The sequence below is a fragment of the Bacillus stratosphericus genome (assembly GCF_020524495.1).
Taxonomy (GTDB): Bacteria; Bacillota; Bacilli; order Bacillales; family Bacillaceae; genus Bacillus; species Bacillus stratosphericus_B.
In genome coordinates this window covers 44183-62760 of record NZ_JAIVLB010000007.1, presented here as the reverse complement: position 1 = coordinate 62760, position 18578 = coordinate 44183, and the positions used below count along the sequence as shown (strand labels likewise).

Here is an 18578-nt window from a genome sequence, read left to right as displayed (position 1 = left end):
TGTTTCATCCGTCTGTTGAACGTATGGAACGTTTTTTAAGTACAAAATGTTCTAGACGGTCAAGTCCTTCTTTTAGCGTTTCAAGTGAATATGCATAGGAAAGGCGCACATATCCTTCCCCTAATGGAGAGAAAGCAGAGCCAGGTACGACAGCAAGTCTTGTACTTTCTAACAGCTCCATGCAAAAATCAAATGAACTCATCCCAAACAATTCAATGGATGGAAAAATATAAAAAGCGCCAGAAGGCTTAATGACCGGAAGCCCCATAGAAATGAGCCGATCATATACATAATTAAGTCTCTTCTTATATTGCTCTCTCATGATGAGTGCATCATCTACACCATTTGTCACCGCTTCAAGTGCCGCCTTTTGTGAGACAGACGAGGCACAAGACACATTATATTGGTGTACTTTTAATACATGTTTAGCAATAGGAGCTGCAGCAAATAAAAAGCCAATTCTCCATCCGGTCATGCTATGAGATTTTGATAGTCCGTTGACCACAATGGTCTGTTCCTTTAAGAAAGAGGCGATTGAATGATGCGGCCGATCAAATGTCAGCTCACTATAAATTTCGTCGGATAGAATAAAAATGTCTTTTCCTTCAAGCAACTGGGCAATTTCTTTCAATTCTTCTTCTGAAAGAGTGACACCTGTTGGATTTGAAGGATAAGGAAGGACAACACACTTTGTCTTTTCTGTTAATGCCTCCTCAATCAACTTGGCATTTAATTTAAAGCCAGCATTCGTTGTGTCGATATGTACTGGCGCCGCACCGCACATTCGAATGATGGGTTCATAGCCGGGGTAAACAGGTCCTGGTAAAATGACCTCATCCCCCTCAGTCAATATGGTTCGAAACGCAGCATCAATCGCCTGACTCGCGCCTGTTGTAACAATGATTTCTGACTTTGCATCATAATCAAGATTGACTTTCTTCTTGATGTATTGCTGGATTGCTTGTCTCAGCTCTAAAAAACCAGCATTATGGGTATACGAGGTGAAGTTTTCGTTGATGGCTGTTTTGGCAACTGTTTTGACATGATGCGGCGTATAAAAATCGGGCTGACCAATGGTCAATGAAACGACATCCTCATATGACGATACAAGATTTGAAAATGTTCGAATGCCTGAAATTTCAATATCCTTTACTCTTGGATTCAGCAAATGTTCCATTTCTCATCACCTTAAAAAATTTATGTTTTTATCCTATTTTACCATTCACTGCATAAATGTCACCTGTGAAAGGGTGTGGGATATCATGATATGTAGTCTATTCTCCTATCCATCACAGCATGAGAGATATTTTAAAGAAAGAGCAACATTTATTATAGCGTAACCTGCTCGGAAAATACAGACTATGATGAAGATGATTAGAGCACGATAAAACTGCGTAACCTGAAAGAACGTGAGAATCAAGTCATGGGAATTGCTTTCACAGACATACGATTTCGTGAAGGAGTACGATGCATGGAACTATCAGCGAAGACATCTAAAATAGCGTTTCTATCTGTGGTGAGTAATACGTTTGTTGTGGTCCTTAAAATCATTATCGGGCTATTAACTGGATCTGTTGCTGTTTTATCAGAAGCCATTCATTCCTTTCTCGATTTAATGGCATCTTTTATTGCATTTATTTCTGTTCGTATTTCAAGAAAGCCAGCAGATTCGAAACATCCGTATGGCTATGGGAAAGTCGAAAATATTTCTGGAACCATTGAGACCCTGTTAATTTTTATTGCCGGTATTTGGATCATATACGAATGTGTTCACAAAATTTTGCATCCAGAGCCTGTCAAACTGCCTGTACTTGGAATTGGCGTCATGCTGATAGGAGCGCTCATTAATTTTGTTGTGTCGAGAGTCGTGAATAAAGAGGCAGAGCAAGTTCACTCGGTGGCCATGAAATCTAATGCGTTGCATCTTTTAACAGATGTTTATACGTCATTAGGGGTGGCATTCAGTTTATTGCTCGTTGCTTTAACAGACTGGTACTTCCTTGATCCAATCATAGGAATGGTTCTTGCACTCTTTATTATGCGTGAAGCATTTAAGCTCATGAAGGAAGCCTTCCCGCCACTTGTCGACGCACGATTAACCCCCGAGGAAGAGCAAGCAATAGAAGCTATCATTCAAGGATTCAGCCAAGAATTTATTGAATATCATGACTTTCGAACAAGACGATCTGGTGCAGAGGAATACATTGATTTCCATTTGATTGTTGATGGGAAAACAACTATTGAAGATGTTCATCAATTATGTGACCGAATTGAAGAGAGAATTCAGCTAGAATTTCCGCATGCGCAAATCTTTATTCATGTGGAACCTGAAAGTGAAAAAAGTTCACAAACGTAAAAAGGCGATCAACCTATTCTATGGTTGTATCCCTTTTTCACCCTTCATCTATGAAATGAAATCAATACCCATAAGCTGTATCGTAATCTTCATATCAAGAGAGATAAGTTGCGTCTTCTTCATTTGACAAACCATGTTTCATGTCTAAAAAATCAGCTTCGCAAATACCTTCAATCACAGTCATTTCGTTGTTCTTTAATAGTATGACAGTTCCCATCATGAACAGCTTTCTTTAAAAAATCCTTGCCTATTTTACCATGTGAAATACGATTGTCAACACAAAATAAGATAAAAATATCACAAAATGTTAAAAATACGGTCAAAAAGAACTGGAAGCGCCATAACTTTCACGAATTTTCAGTTTTTATTCACATGAATGGATCTAAAAAAACTGCTCTAAATATATGAAAAAGTGTAAAGCTCCATTGATCTTGCTATATTGATAAGATATAATAACGAATGATTAAAAGAAAATTATAGAAAACATACATAATAAATTTTATATATTGGCTACACCATTGTATTCTTCACAGAGAAGAAACAAGCACTTCACGATTTAATTGCAAGTACTATTGTTTAGAAGAAATCATGAGAAGAAGCACCTCTGCTATATAGTAAGGGGTGTTTTTTGAATAGATAGATTGTAAAAATAAGGAAGGGAAGGGAGATGATAGATTGAGAAGGGGAAATAAGACCGTACAGAAAAAAAGAGCAGGCTTCGGGCTGTTTTTGACAGCACCTGTTTTGGCCTGGGCCTTGTATGATTTTGCAAACACGATTTTTTCGTCGAATATGATCACCATTTTCTTCCCGTTCTACTTGCAGGAAACCATAGGAGACAGTGCGAGAATGGACCAGATCGCCAGTACATTTATCTCTTATGCGAATGCATTAGCAAGCTTTTTCCTTGTGATTTTTACACCATTATACGGAGTGCTGATCGATCATACAGGTAAAAAGAAGCGCTATATCACTGTGTTTACCCTTGTTTGTATCGCTTGTACGTTTATGATGGGAATCTTTGCTGGAATTGATTTCTCAAGTGAGTGGTTTGGGCTGCCTGTCTCCTTATTGGTGGTGGTCACCTTATTTGTGATCGCGAAATTTTTCTATCACTCTAGTCTTGTTTTTTATGACACCATTTTGCCTGATCTTGGGACAAAGGATGAAATCCCACTCATTTCTGGATTCGGAATTGCCGTTGGCTATTTAGGTACACTTGTTGGTCTCTCTGTTTATTTACTTTTAGGAAATGACCAGTTTCATGAAGCCTTTATCCCGACAGCTCTATTATTCTTTCTCTTCTTTCTCCCCTTTCTCTTTTTTGTGAAAGATCCTCAACCGCTGCCACAGCAAGTGAAAAAAGCATCCTTTTTTAGCGGGTATAAAGAGATTATTCGCACGTTTAAAGATATGAAGCAATACAAGCCAGCTTTTATTTTTATGATTGCTTTCTTTTTTATGAATGATGCTTTGCAGACAGCGATTGCGATGATGGCCGTTTATGCCAAAATCATTGTTGGCTTTACCGCTGGGCAATTTATTTTGCTTTATCTTGTGTCCACCGTCTCAAGTATCATCGGGTCCTTTCTATTTGGATATATCACAAAAGCGATCGGGGCAAAGCGCTCGATTACAGTCGTTCATGTCATTTTAATCATTGCACTTATACTGGCTGTGACAGCTTCTACCGAATGGGTCTTCTGGGTCGCGGGAAGTTTATTTGGGATATCACTTGGCGCGAGCTGGGGGGCATCCCGGATATTGATTATTGAGTTAACACCTAAAGAAAAACGAGGACAATTCTTTGGACTCTTTGCGTTTTCTGGGAAAGTGTCCTCAATTGTCGGACCCATCATTTATGGCTCAGTCACACTGCTATTTGCAGCGCACGGAAATCTCGCAAGCCGCCTTGCGCTTGGGTCTTTACTTATCCTTGCAGCGATAGGACTTGTGATTCATCAATTCGTGGGAGAGAAAGCGTAAAGAAACGTCAACTTTTGACCCATGCTGCCGATATAAAAAGTACAATCTTATATTGAAGAATAGAGGGATTTCCGTGGCTTTAAACAAACAAGACATTTTACTTGACTCTGGTACAAATGAATTGGAAATTGTGAAGTTTGAAATTGGTTCAAATCAATTCGGCATTAATGTGATGAAAGTAAGAGAAATCATTCAGCCAGTTAAGGTAACGGTTGTTCCGCACTCTCACCAAGATGTAGAAGGTATGATTAGTTTACGAGGCGAAATTTTACCAGTCATCAATCTATTTTCCTTTTTTAATGTCGAGTCAGATCAGTCAGAACAAGAAAAATACATTGTGACTGAATTCAACAAACGGAAATTTGTGTTCCATACAGGAACGGTTTCACAAATTCACCGCGTCAGCTGGGAAGAGATTGAAAAGCCAACTGCACTCAATCAAGGGATGGACCGTCATTTAACAGGTATCATTAAGCTTGATGGGAAAATGATTTTCCTTCCAGACTACGAAAAAATCATTTATGATATTGAATCCGCTTCTGGCGTAGATTCGTATCATATGTTTGACGGTGAGAAAGACGAGAGAAGAACAGGGAAGAAGCTGTATGTCGTTGAAGATTCTCCGCTTCTCATGGGATTATTAACAAATGAATTAACGGAAGCAGGCTATAAAAATATTGTCACATTTGAAGATGGCAAACAGGCATATGATCACGTCATGGATCTTGTCAGCAAAGGGATCAATTTGACAGAAGAAATTGATATGATTATTACAGATATTGAAATGCCAAAAATGGATGGTCATCGATTAACAAAACTGCTAAAGGACAATCCTTTAACGCAATCCATTCCGATTCTCATCTTCTCTTCGTTAATCACTGAAGATTTAAGACATAAAGGGGAAACAATCGGTGCAGATGATCAAATTAGTAAGCCAGAAATTCATCAGCTTATTGAAAAGGTAGATCACTTTATTATTTAATGAAAAAACCACTCGGCCCGAGTGGTTTTTTCTGTTTAAAAGTAACTTTCCCCGAGTCGTTTGAAGACGGGTTTCGTATTATGTGATTTTTGTTTTGTAGCGACAGTTTTTTCTTTTAAACCGACATACGTTTGAAGGATTTGTTTTGCTCTGTTTAATGACATATTCGCTTTCGGATTGCGATATGATTGATTTAAATTTCCTAAGTGTGGCAAAAATTCGAAGTCTTCTTTGGTTGGAGGCAGGTGAAAATAATAATCTCCAATTTCAATCAGCACGTCGGACTGTTGTTGACTATATTTGGGGTTGTTAGAGAAATGTAGGCCCACTTTTCTTCCTTTATCTTCTTGCAATATTTTTTGCAGTGCACGCTTTTTCAAAAGATAAAGGAACTTGGGGTTTGGTGCGGTTTTAGCATGGCGGTTAACAGTATAAACGGCTTTTGCGATGTTTTCTGCTGTAGGTTCTATGTCTTTAGTATGAGCATAATCGTCCATCTTTTCTCTCCTTTGTCTTTCGTCTTCTTGTGCTTAGTATAAATTATACGTTTTTATTAGTAAATTGCAAATAGAGTGATTGTAAAAAGAAAACCTTTGGTATAAAGGGGTTAGGGAGGATTATAATCTTAACATTATAGAATCCACCCCAAAACCTCCCCCAAATTATAAATTCATCGCCTATTTAAAAACTTCAACTGATTCTATTTCTAATTCTTCGAACGATTTGAGGGGCAACTGTATCAGCATAATTTAATTGAGTTAGGAGATATAGGTTTTCCATTTGTTCGCCTAATTAGTACAAGATCATTTTCTTTTAAAGGATGACCAAAGGAAAGCTTTAATTCTTTACACCAATTTTGTTCTCATTTTTTTTATTAGCATCCTCCCTTCTCTTATAGTGCGATAACTATTATTAGTTTTAGGGGGACGCAAACCATCATCATCATAGGTTTGTTTATTGTTATCATGCAATTAATAAAATTCAATGTCTTTCCATGTCAAACCTAACGTTACGCATTACTGTACGGTCTAAAATGAGAAGGCAGCATAATTTGAGATACTTTTAAGCGTTTGAGCAGCTTCAAGAAAAGCGCTTAATTGTTCGCAAGCGGTTCTTCTTCATTCATTTGGAATGGTACAGTTTAGTCTTCACATAATCACCTTGACTTAATTCGTTTTCTTTATGTTCTCAATTCGTTTTTTGAAAGAGGGATGACTTTCACGCCATTCAGATTTTCTTCCATAATCTCCATCTTCTCCTTCAATAAGGTTACTTAATTTAATCAAAGTATTGAGATACAGTGTTTTATTCTCAAGATGGGAAACAGCAAAGTGATCAGCCTGAATCTCAAATAACCGGCTGATTTTCTTTGGCAACCATTCCGTAATGAAGATCATGAGAATTACTCCTATTGGGAAAATAAGAACATATTGCCACCATCCGTTGGCAAGCATAACCTGTCTTGCATAATACATACTGATGCCCATAAATAATGTTACGATCAAAGTTAGGAACATGGTGTAGTGTGCATGTTTTAACTTCGCATGCCCCATTTCATGGTATAAGATAGCACGAATTTCATCTTTATCAAACTTATCTAACAACCCTTCTGTCACATACACATCGACTCTTCTTTTACATGGAAGTTTAAAAGAATATATCCAGGCATTCACACCCTGTTGAGAGTCTTTTTTCACCCAAATATTTACCTTTTGGTTTGTCTTATACTCAATATCCTTGCGAATATTCATGAATGCTTCCGTATTTAAAACTTCATATTTGTTTATTATTTTTTGAATGATTGAGTAACCAATAATAAATAATATGATTAGGGCGAAGTACCAGCCACAAAATAGAAAAAGGTTATCCATGATCTTCGCTTGAAACGACAAAGGAAGTAATAAATATGATCCGAAATATAACAAAGATAATGTGGCGGCACCAAACAAAACAAGTTTCTCCCTAACATTCATTAAGAACGAATTTCCGGACGCGTCTTCATTTTCTTCTAAATCTTCAGGTGTATCTTTTGTAGTATACTCAAACGAATAAGCTGTCAATAAAATTGACAGGAAACTAGGTACAAGTATAGAGAGAATAATGCTTAATACATAAGAGCCTGTTATTGATAGCACATATCCCATTAAGAAATAATAATTTAATCCCAAGGGAAGAAAAATGGCTAAAACAAAGGGAATAAATAATGTGAATAGGTTTTTCATAGATTCATGAAGATTAAAAAATAAAAATAACATAGCTGGAAAAAGAATTCCCATTAAGGTTATTAATATAATAAATGTGGTATTATGCTTAAAACCTGTTTTGACCTTAGTAGTTTCTGTTAAATTCGTTAGGTTGTATTTAGAGAAAAAAGGATTTTGCGATACCTGTTCCATCTTGATTTTATCATCATGAATAGGTACAAAACCTCTTCTTAGAAAAACTGTTGCCTTATCTTTCATTAATTTGTTAGTTTCAATTTTGCTAATTCCATCCCTAGATGGAATCTCCGTGAAATGTATTTGCTTCCCCCCCCAATTGAATGGCTGCTTCTGAACGATCTTTGGAGGAACCATCTTGATAGGTCAATAAAAAATCACCCTGATAAAGAGAATGGGAGATGAATACTTTTGGATTGTTATCTTTGTTCGAATCAAGTAGAACAAATGGAGAAACAACTGCTGAACGGATACCAACTTCAATCAAAATGACTATGATTGTAATAATGCTTGCAATAAAATAAGAAAGTGAGGCTTTTCGTACCATTTCATCACATCCTGCTGATATATAGGTGGTAGATATTCAGTAAATTAGTGGCTTTTTTCCTATGGTATGGGTCACTATGGTTACTTGATTGTAATAGAACTATATGTAGTGGATGGCAAGTTTATTTCAGTCACACCTAGTGAAAACATGTTATCTCTTTTTTCAACACCAATAATTCCGACTCGTCTACATCCAAGAAAGTCTGCATCTGAAAGTGGCCGGTTATCCTCAATAAGGATTGGCTCAAATTGAAGATAGTTTTGATTGATCTCTGATGTCCATTCAAATTGCTGTTTTTTATACCTGAATGTCTTGAAGTCTGTATTGAGCCCAGGCACATTTTTTACCCATTGAAGGAAAGGTTTAAAAATAATAATGTATCATTACATGTAACCTATGCATGTAAAGGTAAAACAAATATTTCATATTAGACATAATATTTCAGAAGTAAGGATTGAAGGGCCAACTGTCTTATTTTTGTAGAAACATGAAAACCATTCATTGGTTCTTGAAGGGGTTAAGCCTAAAGAAGCTAAAAAAGACTCGCATCCGCCTATCAAATAGGTTTTCTGTATATAGCCTTCACCTCATGAAATTAACGGACCGAAGACGAAACTTGAAGCTCTGTTAAAGTAAAAAAACGTTTTTGAGATATTTTAAATTCTTTTATGACACATTAAAACTGAATACGACGTATATCGCAACTTCAGCTACAAGTAAATAAATCATATACCTTGCGTATCTGAACACATCATTATCGTAAGCGCTTTTCTTACTTCTGAATGTCCATGCAAATAAACCTAAAACAGTTAAGGCTAAGATCACTTCAACTATTGTTAATGGAGACATTTTTATCACTTCCATCGACATTTCCATCCATAGTATCTCAACTCTATTGCAAGAGATGCTGCATTAACTTTCATCCCAGATGCATTATGCAGATAATTCATATTGCTTAGTTTTGATATATGTAAAGATGACACCATTCAAACATTGGCGGGCTATATTACCATAACTACCAATCATTTTTTTACAACACATTTACCAAAAGACGTTGCACTAGCAACCTGAAACCCAGACTTCTGAAAAGAAGAGTCCGACGCGATCAACTCTTTCAATTTCAAAGCAGCAGAGTCACCCGCCAGAACTTTTGCATCAAACAGTTCATTTTTTTAATCACATATCCTTCAACAGTCTTCTTTAATTAAAACTTTAATACTTTCTCAACTTACTTTTCTGAATAATACCATAACGGAATAGCTTTTTACCTAGGATAATGTATTTGACATATAGATTACCATAAAATGCGTTATGACATCCTTTGATATTGAAAAATAGTAAAAAAGATACATTTTAATAAGATGAATATCTTTACTTCAGACCTAGTGATTGTAATGTAAGAGGGTTTCTTTTTTACGTAGTAATGTTTTGCAGCTGAAACTGGACTTGAAGCCGGCCGGAAAAATACCAGCCGTATAATGATTGAAGTAATTCCAACTGAGAGAAGGGATATGTTTTAAAGTTTAAATACGAAAATATGTTTTATAGAAGAGGAAACGGTTGTTTGGTATAATTATCATAGAAAAAACAAACCAATGAGGGGGTTACTATGAAAAGAACCGAACAAAGATTACAAGCTATAGACGAACTAACTAAACAAAAGTTTCCCGCTATCTGTTAAAGAGGTTTGTTTAAAATCTTCAAGTACAGCAGAAGGTCATCTTGACCGGTTTCGTAAAAAGGGGCTTGTTGATTGGGAAGAGGGTAAGCCAAGAACATTCATTTATTACGTAAAGAAAAGCCGCCATTTGAATAATTGGTGGCTTTGTTGTTCTTATTTCGGTTCAATGTTTATCATGGTATGCTGGGAAACAAAGCAAGAAGTTTGTAGAAAACATGGGTTTCTCTATAAGCTGAGGACACCCTAAACAAGAAAGGTGTCCTTTGCTTTTGAAACAACATTTAGCAAATCATTCAGTATTATTCTGATATTCTTTCAATAGTTGGCATACCAGCAATTGGTGGAATAGAAGACGTCCACATTTTTGAAAATACATTTAATTTTTCACCTATTTCATAATGATCATCTATAGAAATAGGAACTCTTAAAATTTTCCCTTGAGCAGCAAGCTCCCACCAATTATTTTGGTAAAGGAGTGCCTCCTCTTTTGTAGGTGTATCTGCAACAATCATATATTTGTTATCTACTGAGATCACATACCCTGTAAAAGGGATCTGTTCTTGTTTTTGAACAGAAGAGATTGGGGAAGAATGATTTACCCCTTCTTTCGACTCCGCGAATGCTGGAACCCCGCCTAAAGTTAATCCACATCCCAGAGCTAAAGTTGTTGCGACTGTCGCAAGTTTTTGTTTTGTTGAAATCATATGTATAGCCTCCTTTTGTATTTTGCTACACTTATACATTTCTAAATTGGAAATTTAATCCCTTTATAAATTGTATTATTTAACAAATATGTCACAATTTCTTCTGTTTTGTCAGATTTTAAGTAGGCACTAGAAACCTCAATCTTACCTGTTTTTTTGTTTGTGGTTGTTCCAAGTTCATTTTTAAAAGTGAGTCCCATGTTGAGAAGAATTTTCCATTGTTTTAATATTTGTTTTAATCCGTTTCATTCTTCGGTGAAATCTTCACGATTTTTAATCAGCTGCAAGACTTGGGGGAACAGAGGTCAAAACCAGGGACAAGGACAACTTAAATAGTAAACAACGCCCATTTTTTATGTAATTCCCCCTATGGTAAATATAGTTTTACAACACCACTTTATCTTTTTCAATAAATTTAGAACACAGACTAATATTCCATTTAGCTTTGCAGATTGGATGGGCTTCGCTACTACTGGTTGAGGGGATAACGAAATGTGAGGGAACAAGTTCTCCTCACAGCCGCTTGCCAGAATATGAAGAAGATTGCCAGACACCTAGCGAAGCTAAGCTAGGGGTGTGGGAGGCATTATTCAATCAAATCCATTCAACATACATATGTTACAAACAAAAAAACTTGTAGAAAAACATAGGTTTCTCTACAAGTTGAGGACTTTCTCATCAAGAAAGTCCTTTTATCGGTTCATTTATTGAACTCCCTGGCCTTTTAACTCACGCTGTACATCTAAGTCGGCAGCTTCTCTGCTGAACTTTGGAAGTGTAATGAAGTAAAAAAGGAAGACGAGTAAAATAATAATGCCCATTCCGTAATAAATATATGAAATGTTCGTGACGAGCTTTGGAAAAATGACCGCAATCAGACCTAAGGTCATGGATTGGGCAAACATCGTGAGCGGATCAACCCAGCCTGACACACGTCCCATCAGGCGAGGATGGACGATTCTTGGCATCCAGCCGCCAATGACAATGTTGATTGGCCCGATGCACGTTCCAATGACAAATGATGTGACATAAAATAACCACAATGTATGGGTAGAACCAAGTACAAAAATGAGAATGCCTGCAATCAGAATCGGAATCGACATCAGATATTGCATCTTCACTTTTTTAGCGAGGACTGTGCCAATTCCACTTCCAACAAGAAGTCCTGCACCGATCGCAATTGTGAAAAAGGATGTATGCAATTCAAAGTCATCTGGCGACAGACCATATTTCATTGTAAACATCGGCAGAACTGCAAATGCGCCATTAACAAGACCAAAAACAAAAAATCCAAAAATTAAGGAAGCCAGTAATTTATTTTTTAAAATATAAATAATGCCTTCTTTAAAATCCTTTAGAGAAGTTTTAATGGTCATACTTCTCCAGCCTGCTTGTCCATTTGGCTGACGCGCTTCAATTGGAATGTTGCATGATCGAATCAAAATACCTGAAATCATAAAACTAACCAAATCAATGGTAATGGCACCATGAAGTCCAATGGTCTTATACATAATGGCACCTAGTCCAACACCAAATACCATAAACAGGCTAAATAGCATTTGATTTAAGCCAGCAGCTTTTGCATATTGATCTTTATTTAAGATGGCCTGAACGAGAGAGGCTTCAGCTGGATAGAAGAACTTCGTAATGGCACTTCGTATAAACAAGATCAAGAAAATAAGAGGCAGTGAATGAAAATAAATGACGATAAATAAAACAATCGTCAGCCCAGCTCGTATCCAATCACAATTCTCTGCGACTTTTTTACGATCAAAACGGTCTGCGACCACACCCACCATAAAAAAGACAAAGATCGTAGGCAGTGAATACATTAACTCTGCCAATGTGGCGTAGGCGGGCTGATGACTAAAATGGTCGAGCAAATAAAAGGCAAACGCCATATTGCCTACCGTTGTCCCCATTTGCGAGGCAAGTGCTGCAAAAAAGAGACGAACAAAATTTCTGTTTTTAAAGATATCCATAAATACGCTCCTTAACCTGAAGATCCCACTTTATATCATATAAAATTTTAACCATTCATACAATTGATTTCTCCTACTGGCTAATGGTCACAGGTGTTCCATTCGGAACGAGTGAAGCAAGTTCGATGACATTCTGATTATACATGCGAATGCACCCTCTAGAAACAGCTTTACCAATTGAAGACGGGTTATTCGTCCCGTGGATGCCGTAATGAACTTTCGAAAGGCTCAGCCAATAGGCGCCAAAGGGACCTCCTGGGTTTGGCTGTCTGTTGACAATATAATAAGAACCTGTCGGTGTCATATTTAATATTCTTCCTGTTCCAATCGGGTACGAGCGTATGAGCTGTGATCCAGAAAATAGAACGAGACGTTTCGTTGAAATTGAAACAGATATGCGGTAAGGGATCGTGCTAGGATCGGGTAACCCGGGAATGATAATGACCTCATTTTGTTCTGGCTCACGAGATTGAAGTGACGGATTTGCAGCCTTTAAGGCATCTGTCGTTGTTCGAAAATCAAGCGCTATAGAAGCAAGTGTTTCTCCACTTTTCACCGTATATCGTAGCACCAAGGACACTCCTTTTGCTTAAATATACCCGTCACCAGATATATGATATGGACGGAATCAGGGCCCATTAAGGTTTCTCCTAACATTTGTCATGAGAAATATCTTTGTTTATACATATGCAAGAGCATGATATTTGATATATCTCCTATATGGTGCAGGAAAGGGAAATCATGGTATGATAGAAAAATAATGAATGAATAGTCATTCAAATTGTACAAAGGGGGACAAAAATATGACGAAGCAAACAGTAATTGTCACAGGAGGATCTAACGGAATGGGGAAAGCGATGGCTACCCATTTGGCACTTGGGGAGTGGAATGTCGTGATTACAGGAAGAACAGAAGAAACGCTGGAAAAGACCACAAGTGAGATTAAGCAGAAAGGCGGTTCTGTAGCTTATTTTCAAATGGATGTGCGAAATCCAGAGGATGCTGATCAAATGGTGAAGTTTGCGGTTGATACATTTGGCGATGTGGATGCCCTCATAAACAATGCGGCGGGGAACTTTTTAGTTCCGACAGAAAAACTGTCTCCTAACGGCTGGAAGGCTGTCATTGATATTGTCTTAAATGGTACATTTTTTTGCAGCCATGCAGTCGGCAATTACTGGATTCGACAAAAGAAAAGAGGAAGTATGATTAATATGGTGGCGACTTATGCATGGGGTGCTGGTGTAGGTGTGGCTCATTCAGCAGCAGCAAAGGCAGGCGTTCTGTCTCTTACGCGAACGCTTGCAGTGGAATGGGGAAAGCAATATCGAATTCGTGTCAATGCCATCGCTCCAGGGCCAATCGAGAGAACAGGCGGTGCTGATAAACTATGGGAATCCGAAGAGGCAGCGCAAAGAACATTAGACAGTATCCCTCTTGGCAGACTTGGTACACCAGAGGAAATTGCAGAGCTTGCGAGCTTTTTATTATCTGAACATGCTTCGTATATTAACGGAGATTGTATCACAATGGATGGGGGTCAATGGCTCAACCAGTCCCCATTTTGAATGACCGCGTAAGACCTGCTTTTGATGTGGTATAATCACACAAAGAGAGAAGCAGGTGATGAAAATGGTCGATCCATTGGATATTTTAACGAATATTGAAGATGTTTTACCGCACTATCAAGCGATCTTCAGTGCGGAAGAACAAAAAGTGATAGGCTATGAGATTCTAGGAAGAATGAAGCTTGAGTCTGAAACGGTTAGTCTAGGCTCCTTCTTTACGGATTCATCTATTCCTGACGAATATAAACTGGAAGTAGATCAAAAAGTACTTAGTCAAGCATTAACTCTCTTCACAACAGCGGATGAAGATTTGCTCATTTTTATTAATCATGATGCCAATGTCCTCATGTTGGATCATGGCGAAAGTTTTTTAGAACTTTTAAAGGAATATGAAGGAAGGGGCATTCAGCTTAACCGGTTTGTCATTGAATTTACTGAACATACATTTAGCGGTGACATTGAACAGCTTTACCATACGTTGACGTATTATCGTACATATGGGATTAAAATCGCCGTATCGAATATCGGAAAAGAATGCAGTAACCTTGACCGGATTGCCCTGCTTTCACCCGATCTGTTAAAAATTGATTTAGAGGCCTTAAAGGCTTTGTCTCCTTCACCTTCCTATGAATATGTCTTGTACAGCATTTCATTGCTTGCGAGAAAAATAGGGGCTGCCCTAATTTATGAAGACATTGAAGCGAATTTCCAACTGCAATATGCATGGAGAAATGGAGGGAGATATTTTCAAGGGTTCTACCTTCACGAGCCTACGGCGGAATTAATTGACCGCAACAAACGAAAAGATCAGCTTAGAGAAGAATTTCAGCAATTTATTGCTCATGAGAAAAAGAAACTTCAATCTGTCTACGAACATTCTGAAACATTTTATAAACGAATTCATCAAGCTGTCACGACCTTAAAAAAATCATGCAACACAAATAATGAACTCATACAAAAGCTGTCATTAGAACTAACCGATTGCAGTTTTCGGATTTATATGTGTAATGAGGAAGGGTTTCAAATTACTGGAAACGTATTTAAGAAAGAAAAGGAATGGCTGTTTCAGCCGGAGTATGTAGAGAAAAACTGGAGCTGGCGGCCTTATTTCCTATCAAATATTCTCCAAATGAGAATTAGCGGGAAAGGATTTTTTAGTGATATTTACAGTGATTTAGAAACTGGAGAGCGGATACGAACGTTTTCCTATCCATTAGAGGGAGATATGTATTTGTTTATAGATCTTCCGTATGCCTATCTATATGAGCAAGATGGATTGATTTAAAAGCAGTCTTAACGGCTGCTTTTTTTAATAGAAAAAAGAAATAAAAAATAGTTGACAATGAAACTGATAATCATTATCATTTAGTTATAGAGAGAAGCTACTCTCTGTTCCCCAATCCCTCTATCAGATCAAGATCCAAAAAACTTGGCGCTACCCCCGCCAAGTTTTTTTTGTACTTTAATCTTTCTCTTCATGCATAGGACATCCCAAATCCTCCATACATCTTAAATGATGATAGTTAGACGGTAGGAGGGAACATCATGATCAAACGCGACAAACGGCTGCTGATTGATTTACCAAGGCCAGATCACCCAGATGCAAATGGTGCTGCTGCTGTGCAAGAATTACTCGGTGGGAAATTCGGTGAAATGTCCACTTTAAATAATTACATGTTTCAATCCTTTAACTTTAGAGGGAAACGAAAACTCAAACCATTTTATGACCTCGTAGCAAGTATTACAGCTGAAGAATTCGGTCATGTCGAGCTTGTGACCACAGCTGTGAATCTGATGATTACGGGAACCACCCATGGAGGAGATCCAGATACGACACCGATGAAAGCGGCTGTCGATAAACGAAATACGCAGCATTTTATTCAAACGGCTCAAACAGCTTATCCGTTTGATTCAATGGCAAAACCTTGGACAGGAGAGAATGTGTTCTCAAGTGGTAACCTGATTCTTGATCTTCTTCATAATTTCTTTCTTGAATGCGGGGCTCGTACGCATAAGATGCGCGTATATGAAATGACGGATCATCCTACAGCAAGAGAGATGATCGGTTATTTACTTGTCAGAGGCGGTGTGCATGTCGTGGCGTATGCAAAAGCGCTTGAGGTGGCCACTGGAGTAGATATAGGGAAGATGCTGCCGATTCCAAACCTCGACAATAAATACTTTGACTCTGCGAGAAAGTTTGAAGATCAAAACATTCATACAAAGCTGTATACATTTAGTGATACAGATTATAAAGATATCAATAAGATTTGGAAAGGGAGCCACCCGATTGATGGAAAGCCGCTGACAGTCATTGAGGGTACCCCGAAAGGTGCACCTGTACCAGATTATAGAGAATTGCCGGAAGAATTTGCGCCAGGCATTTCAAAAGAGGATTTTGACGAAATTGCCAAACGGCTCACGAGATCTGCCGGTTTATAAAAACATGGTGCATGATATCAGAAAAAAGACTCAAATAGAAAAACAGATTCTTTTTCTTTTTTTGAATTCAAGAGGAAAAATATCATCTGAGAACACTTTATGGTATGATGCTTTGTAGGACTTGTGTATAATCAATATGGGTTCATCTTGAGTTGTTTTTTTGAAAGGAGTCTTTTTTTAGAATGTCACAATTAATGGGTATCATTACAAGGCTGCAAAGTCTTCAAGAGACAGCAGAAACTGCAAACGAGCCAGCACAGCGCTATTTCGAAGTGAATGGTGAGAAAATCTGTAGTGTTAAGTATTTCGAAAAGAATCAAACGTTTGAATTGACTGTTTTTCAACAAGGGGATAAGCCAAACACTTTCCCATTTGACAACATTGATATGATTTCGATTGAGATTTTTGATCTTCTACAATCCTAAGCTGAATCGTATGAAATGTTTTTTCTAAGAATTCCTTGGTTTATTACAGCAATATACACTTGTTCATAGGCGATGTACAAATAGAAGATGATCAATCAGCGCATTTTTCGGATAAGAAACCATTAAAAAGGAGTTCCTTTCTGTGAGTGATTCTTTTTTCTACAATCTTTCTGAAGATCATTTAGCGTTTTCTGATGTCGTCATGAGAATGAAAGACTTTATTCGAAAAGACCCTAGATCTGTCTATGTGCTGTCAATTGGCACGGACTCACAGGTCAATCAGAATGTCACAAAGTTTATGACTGCGATTCATCTTCACCGTATGGGCAAAGGAGCCTGGGGCTGCCTGACACAACAAGTGGTCAGTAGAGCTGTGCAAAGTCTTAGAGAAAAAATTTCATTAGAGACAGCATTTAGCCAAAAGGTATGTGCAGACATCCTTGACGGACCTTTAACGGAACTGATGGATTTGCTTCTTCCGTTTGCTGAGGAAGGGGCAGACCTCCGTTTTGAAGCCCATCTTGATATTGGGAAAAACGGAAGTACGAAAGAGCTGATTCAGGAAATGACCGGAATGATCACAGCTATGGGAATTGAAGCAAAAATAAAGCCCGACTCATATGCAGCATTTTGCTATGCCAATCGATACACAAAATAAAATTTCCGTCAATTTTCTTCAAACCTTGTCGAAACGTGCGGTTGACGATTCGATTCTAGTTCCTTATTCTAGCTGTATAGAGAGGAAGCAGACATTCAAAAGCCTGCTAATCAATATAAAAGCATATATGAAACAGGGGGCCTGATGTTGAATGAGCGTCATCGAAAATCGTTTTAATGAAGAAGAGAAAAAGCTATTATTAAACGTATTGCTGAATCAGGAATATGCTGTCGAATTACTAAGCAGTGAGATCAATGATATAGAATGTGGAACAAAAAATGTCGATGACAATACGTATAAGCAATTGATCACATTGTATGACAGAGTAAGGTTTGAGAATTAATATCGGTTTAACATTCTATTAGATACTCGAGGCTGAGTATCTTTTTTATGCAGAAAAAAATCTTTCGACAAATTTCGTTTTAGTTTATGCTTAATAGTAAAGGGGAATGAATGATTGATGATCGAGAGAAAAGGGGTCGAGGAATATGATCGAGATCGAACCGACTCAATTACTTGAGTCAACAGTAGCAGAGCATATGATTGATGCAGATAAAGTGGCACATGTTCAAATTGGAAATAATCTTGAGCACGCTCTATTGGTCCTGACAAAAACAGGATATACAGCAATACCTGTTTTAGATGCTTCTTATCATCTTCATGGGTTAATTGGAACGAATATGATCATGGATAAAATCTTTGGTTTAGAACGAATTGAATTCGAGAAACTGGACCAATTAAAGGTAGAAGAGGTCATGTTAACAGATATTCCAAGACTCAAAACGACTGATCCTGTACTAAAAGGTGTTCACGCTGTGACGAATAATGGATTTGTTTGTGTAGAAAATGAAGAGCAAGTATTTGAAGGAATTTTTACTCGACGTGTAGTATTAAAACGCTTAAATGAGGTCATTCATTCCGCGAAAAAATGAGCTGTAGCCCAGCTTATTTTTTTTGCCTTCATAAGCTGAAATTTATATAATGAACATATAGAATAAGAAAAACTTATAAAGAGATAAGGGAGGACG

At 37.6% G+C, this 18578-nt stretch carries 20 protein-coding genes and 2 pseudogenes; 12 read left to right on the top strand and 10 right to left on the bottom strand.

Going from position 1 to position 18578, the window contains the following annotated elements; genetic code table 11:
• Positions 1 to 4 precede the first annotated feature (4 nt).
• The gene (locus tag LC033_RS04315) at positions 5 to 1177 is read right to left on the bottom strand and encodes an aminotransferase A (protein WP_226567029.1); all 1173 of its coding nucleotides are present in this window, start codon (positions 1175 to 1177) and stop codon (positions 5 to 7) included.
• Positions 1178 to 1471: 294 nt separating this feature from the next.
• Between LC033_RS04315 and LC033_RS04310 the strand changes: the two genes are divergently transcribed.
• Positions 1472 to 2356: a cation diffusion facilitator family transporter gene (locus LC033_RS04310; RefSeq protein ID WP_226567028.1), complete on the top strand. Its 885-nt coding sequence runs from the start codon at positions 1472 to 1474 to the stop codon at positions 2354 to 2356.
• A 94-nt stretch (positions 2357 to 2450) separates the two neighbouring features.
• On the opposite strand, the gene LC033_RS17570 is transcribed toward LC033_RS04310, so the two are convergent.
• A complete protein-coding gene (locus tag LC033_RS17570; RefSeq protein ID WP_512699436.1) occupies positions 2451 to 2573 on the bottom strand; it encodes a protein YkzT in 123 nt (40 codons plus the stop codon).
• A 279-nt stretch (positions 2574 to 2852) separates the two neighbouring features.
• Here LC033_RS17570 and LC033_RS04305 point away from each other — a divergent pair.
• From LC033_RS04305 to LC033_RS04295, 3 genes and pseudogenes are all read left to right on the top strand, one after another.
• Positions 2853 to 2936: pseudogene (locus tag LC033_RS04305) on the top strand (RDD family protein); the annotation flags it as partial.
• A gap of 95 nt (positions 2937 to 3031) precedes the next feature.
• Positions 3032 to 4342: an MFS transporter gene (locus LC033_RS04300; protein ID WP_226567027.1), complete on the top strand. Its 1311-nt coding sequence runs from the start codon at positions 3032 to 3034 to the stop codon at positions 4340 to 4342.
• 73 nt (positions 4343 to 4415) lie between these two features.
• Positions 4416 to 5324 (top strand): chemotaxis protein, encoded by a 909-nt coding sequence (locus LC033_RS04295; RefSeq protein WP_226567026.1) that lies wholly within the window; start codon positions 4416 to 4418, stop codon positions 5322 to 5324.
• Between the two features lie 35 nt (positions 5325 to 5359).
• Here the strand turns inward: LC033_RS04295 and LC033_RS04290 are convergent, their stop codons facing one another.
• The 5 genes from LC033_RS04290 to LC033_RS04270 form a co-directional block, all read right to left on the bottom strand.
• Entirely contained in the window at positions 5360 to 5821 is a 462-nt protein-coding gene (locus LC033_RS04290) for a YkyB family protein (protein ID WP_226567025.1), read from the bottom strand.
• Between the two features lie 669 nt (positions 5822 to 6490).
• On the bottom strand, positions 6491 to 7786 hold the full coding sequence (locus tag LC033_RS04285; protein WP_226567024.1) for a M48 family metallopeptidase: 1296 nt from the start codon (positions 7784 to 7786) through the stop codon (positions 6491 to 6493).
• A gap of 34 nt (positions 7787 to 7820) precedes the next feature.
• Entirely contained in the window at positions 7821 to 8090 is a 270-nt protein-coding gene (locus tag LC033_RS04280; protein ID WP_226567023.1) for a hypothetical protein, read from the bottom strand.
• An 80-nt stretch (positions 8091 to 8170) separates the two neighbouring features.
• Positions 8171 to 8428, bottom strand: a complete 258-nt coding sequence (locus LC033_RS04275) for a hypothetical protein (protein WP_226567022.1) — start codon at positions 8426 to 8428, stop codon at positions 8171 to 8173.
• A gap of 328 nt (positions 8429 to 8756) precedes the next feature.
• On the bottom strand, positions 8757 to 8954 hold the full coding sequence (locus LC033_RS04270; RefSeq protein WP_226567021.1) for a hypothetical protein: 198 nt from the start codon (positions 8952 to 8954) through the stop codon (positions 8757 to 8759).
• Positions 8955 to 9814: 860 nt separating this feature from the next.
• Here LC033_RS04270 and LC033_RS17160 point away from each other — a divergent pair.
• Positions 9815 to 10018: pseudogene (locus LC033_RS17160) on the top strand (hypothetical protein); the annotation flags it as partial.
• Between the two features lie 52 nt (positions 10019 to 10070).
• Here LC033_RS17160 and LC033_RS04260 read toward each other — a convergent pair.
• The 3 genes from LC033_RS04260 to LC033_RS04250 form a co-directional block, all read right to left on the bottom strand.
• A complete protein-coding gene (locus tag LC033_RS04260) occupies positions 10071 to 10475 on the bottom strand; it encodes a DUF3221 domain-containing protein (protein ID WP_226567020.1) in 405 nt (134 codons plus the stop codon).
• A gap of 704 nt (positions 10476 to 11179) precedes the next feature.
• Positions 11180 to 12457 carry a Mef(A)/Tet(V) family efflux MFS transporter gene (locus tag LC033_RS04255; RefSeq protein WP_226567019.1) on the bottom strand — a complete coding sequence of 426 codons (1278 nt, stop codon included), beginning with the start codon at positions 12455 to 12457 and terminating at the stop codon, positions 11180 to 11182.
• A 73-nt stretch (positions 12458 to 12530) separates the two neighbouring features.
• Positions 12531 to 13028, bottom strand: coding sequence for a L,D-transpeptidase family protein (locus LC033_RS04250; RefSeq protein ID WP_226567018.1), 498 nt, complete (start codon positions 13026 to 13028; stop codon positions 12531 to 12533).
• 232 nt (positions 13029 to 13260) lie between these two features.
• Here LC033_RS04250 and fadH point away from each other — a divergent pair, with 232 nt between their 5' ends.
• The 7 genes from fadH to cbpB all read left to right on the top strand — a co-directional run bounded on the left by fadH (position 13261) and on the right by cbpB (position 18482).
• Complete coding sequence (fadH, locus tag LC033_RS04245; protein ID WP_226567017.1) at positions 13261 to 14025, top strand: 2,4-dienoyl-CoA reductase; 765 nt, start codon at positions 13261 to 13263, stop codon at positions 14023 to 14025.
• Positions 14026 to 14089: 64 nt separating this feature from the next.
• Positions 14090 to 15310, top strand: a complete 1221-nt coding sequence (locus LC033_RS04240; RefSeq protein WP_226567016.1) for an EAL domain-containing protein — start codon at positions 14090 to 14092, stop codon at positions 15308 to 15310.
• Positions 15311 to 15570: 260 nt separating this feature from the next.
• Positions 15571 to 16467: a manganese catalase family protein gene (locus tag LC033_RS04235; RefSeq protein ID WP_226567015.1), complete on the top strand. Its 897-nt coding sequence runs from the start codon at positions 15571 to 15573 to the stop codon at positions 16465 to 16467.
• 182 nt (positions 16468 to 16649) lie between these two features.
• A complete protein-coding gene (locus LC033_RS04230; RefSeq protein ID WP_226567014.1) occupies positions 16650 to 16892 on the top strand; it encodes a YkuJ family protein in 243 nt (80 codons plus the stop codon).
• A 142-nt stretch (positions 16893 to 17034) separates the two neighbouring features.
• Positions 17035 to 17550: a ribonuclease H-like YkuK family protein gene (locus tag LC033_RS04225; RefSeq protein WP_226567013.1), complete on the top strand. Its 516-nt coding sequence runs from the start codon at positions 17035 to 17037 to the stop codon at positions 17548 to 17550.
• A 151-nt stretch (positions 17551 to 17701) separates the two neighbouring features.
• Positions 17702 to 17893, top strand: a complete 192-nt coding sequence (abbA, locus tag LC033_RS04220) for an antirepressor AbbA (protein WP_003210802.1) — start codon at positions 17702 to 17704, stop codon at positions 17891 to 17893.
• A 145-nt stretch (positions 17894 to 18038) separates the two neighbouring features.
• Positions 18039 to 18482, top strand: coding sequence for a cyclic-di-AMP-binding protein CbpB (gene cbpB, locus LC033_RS04215; protein ID WP_034281593.1), 444 nt, complete (start codon positions 18039 to 18041; stop codon positions 18480 to 18482).
• The last annotated feature ends 96 nt before the right edge of the window (positions 18483 to 18578 follow it).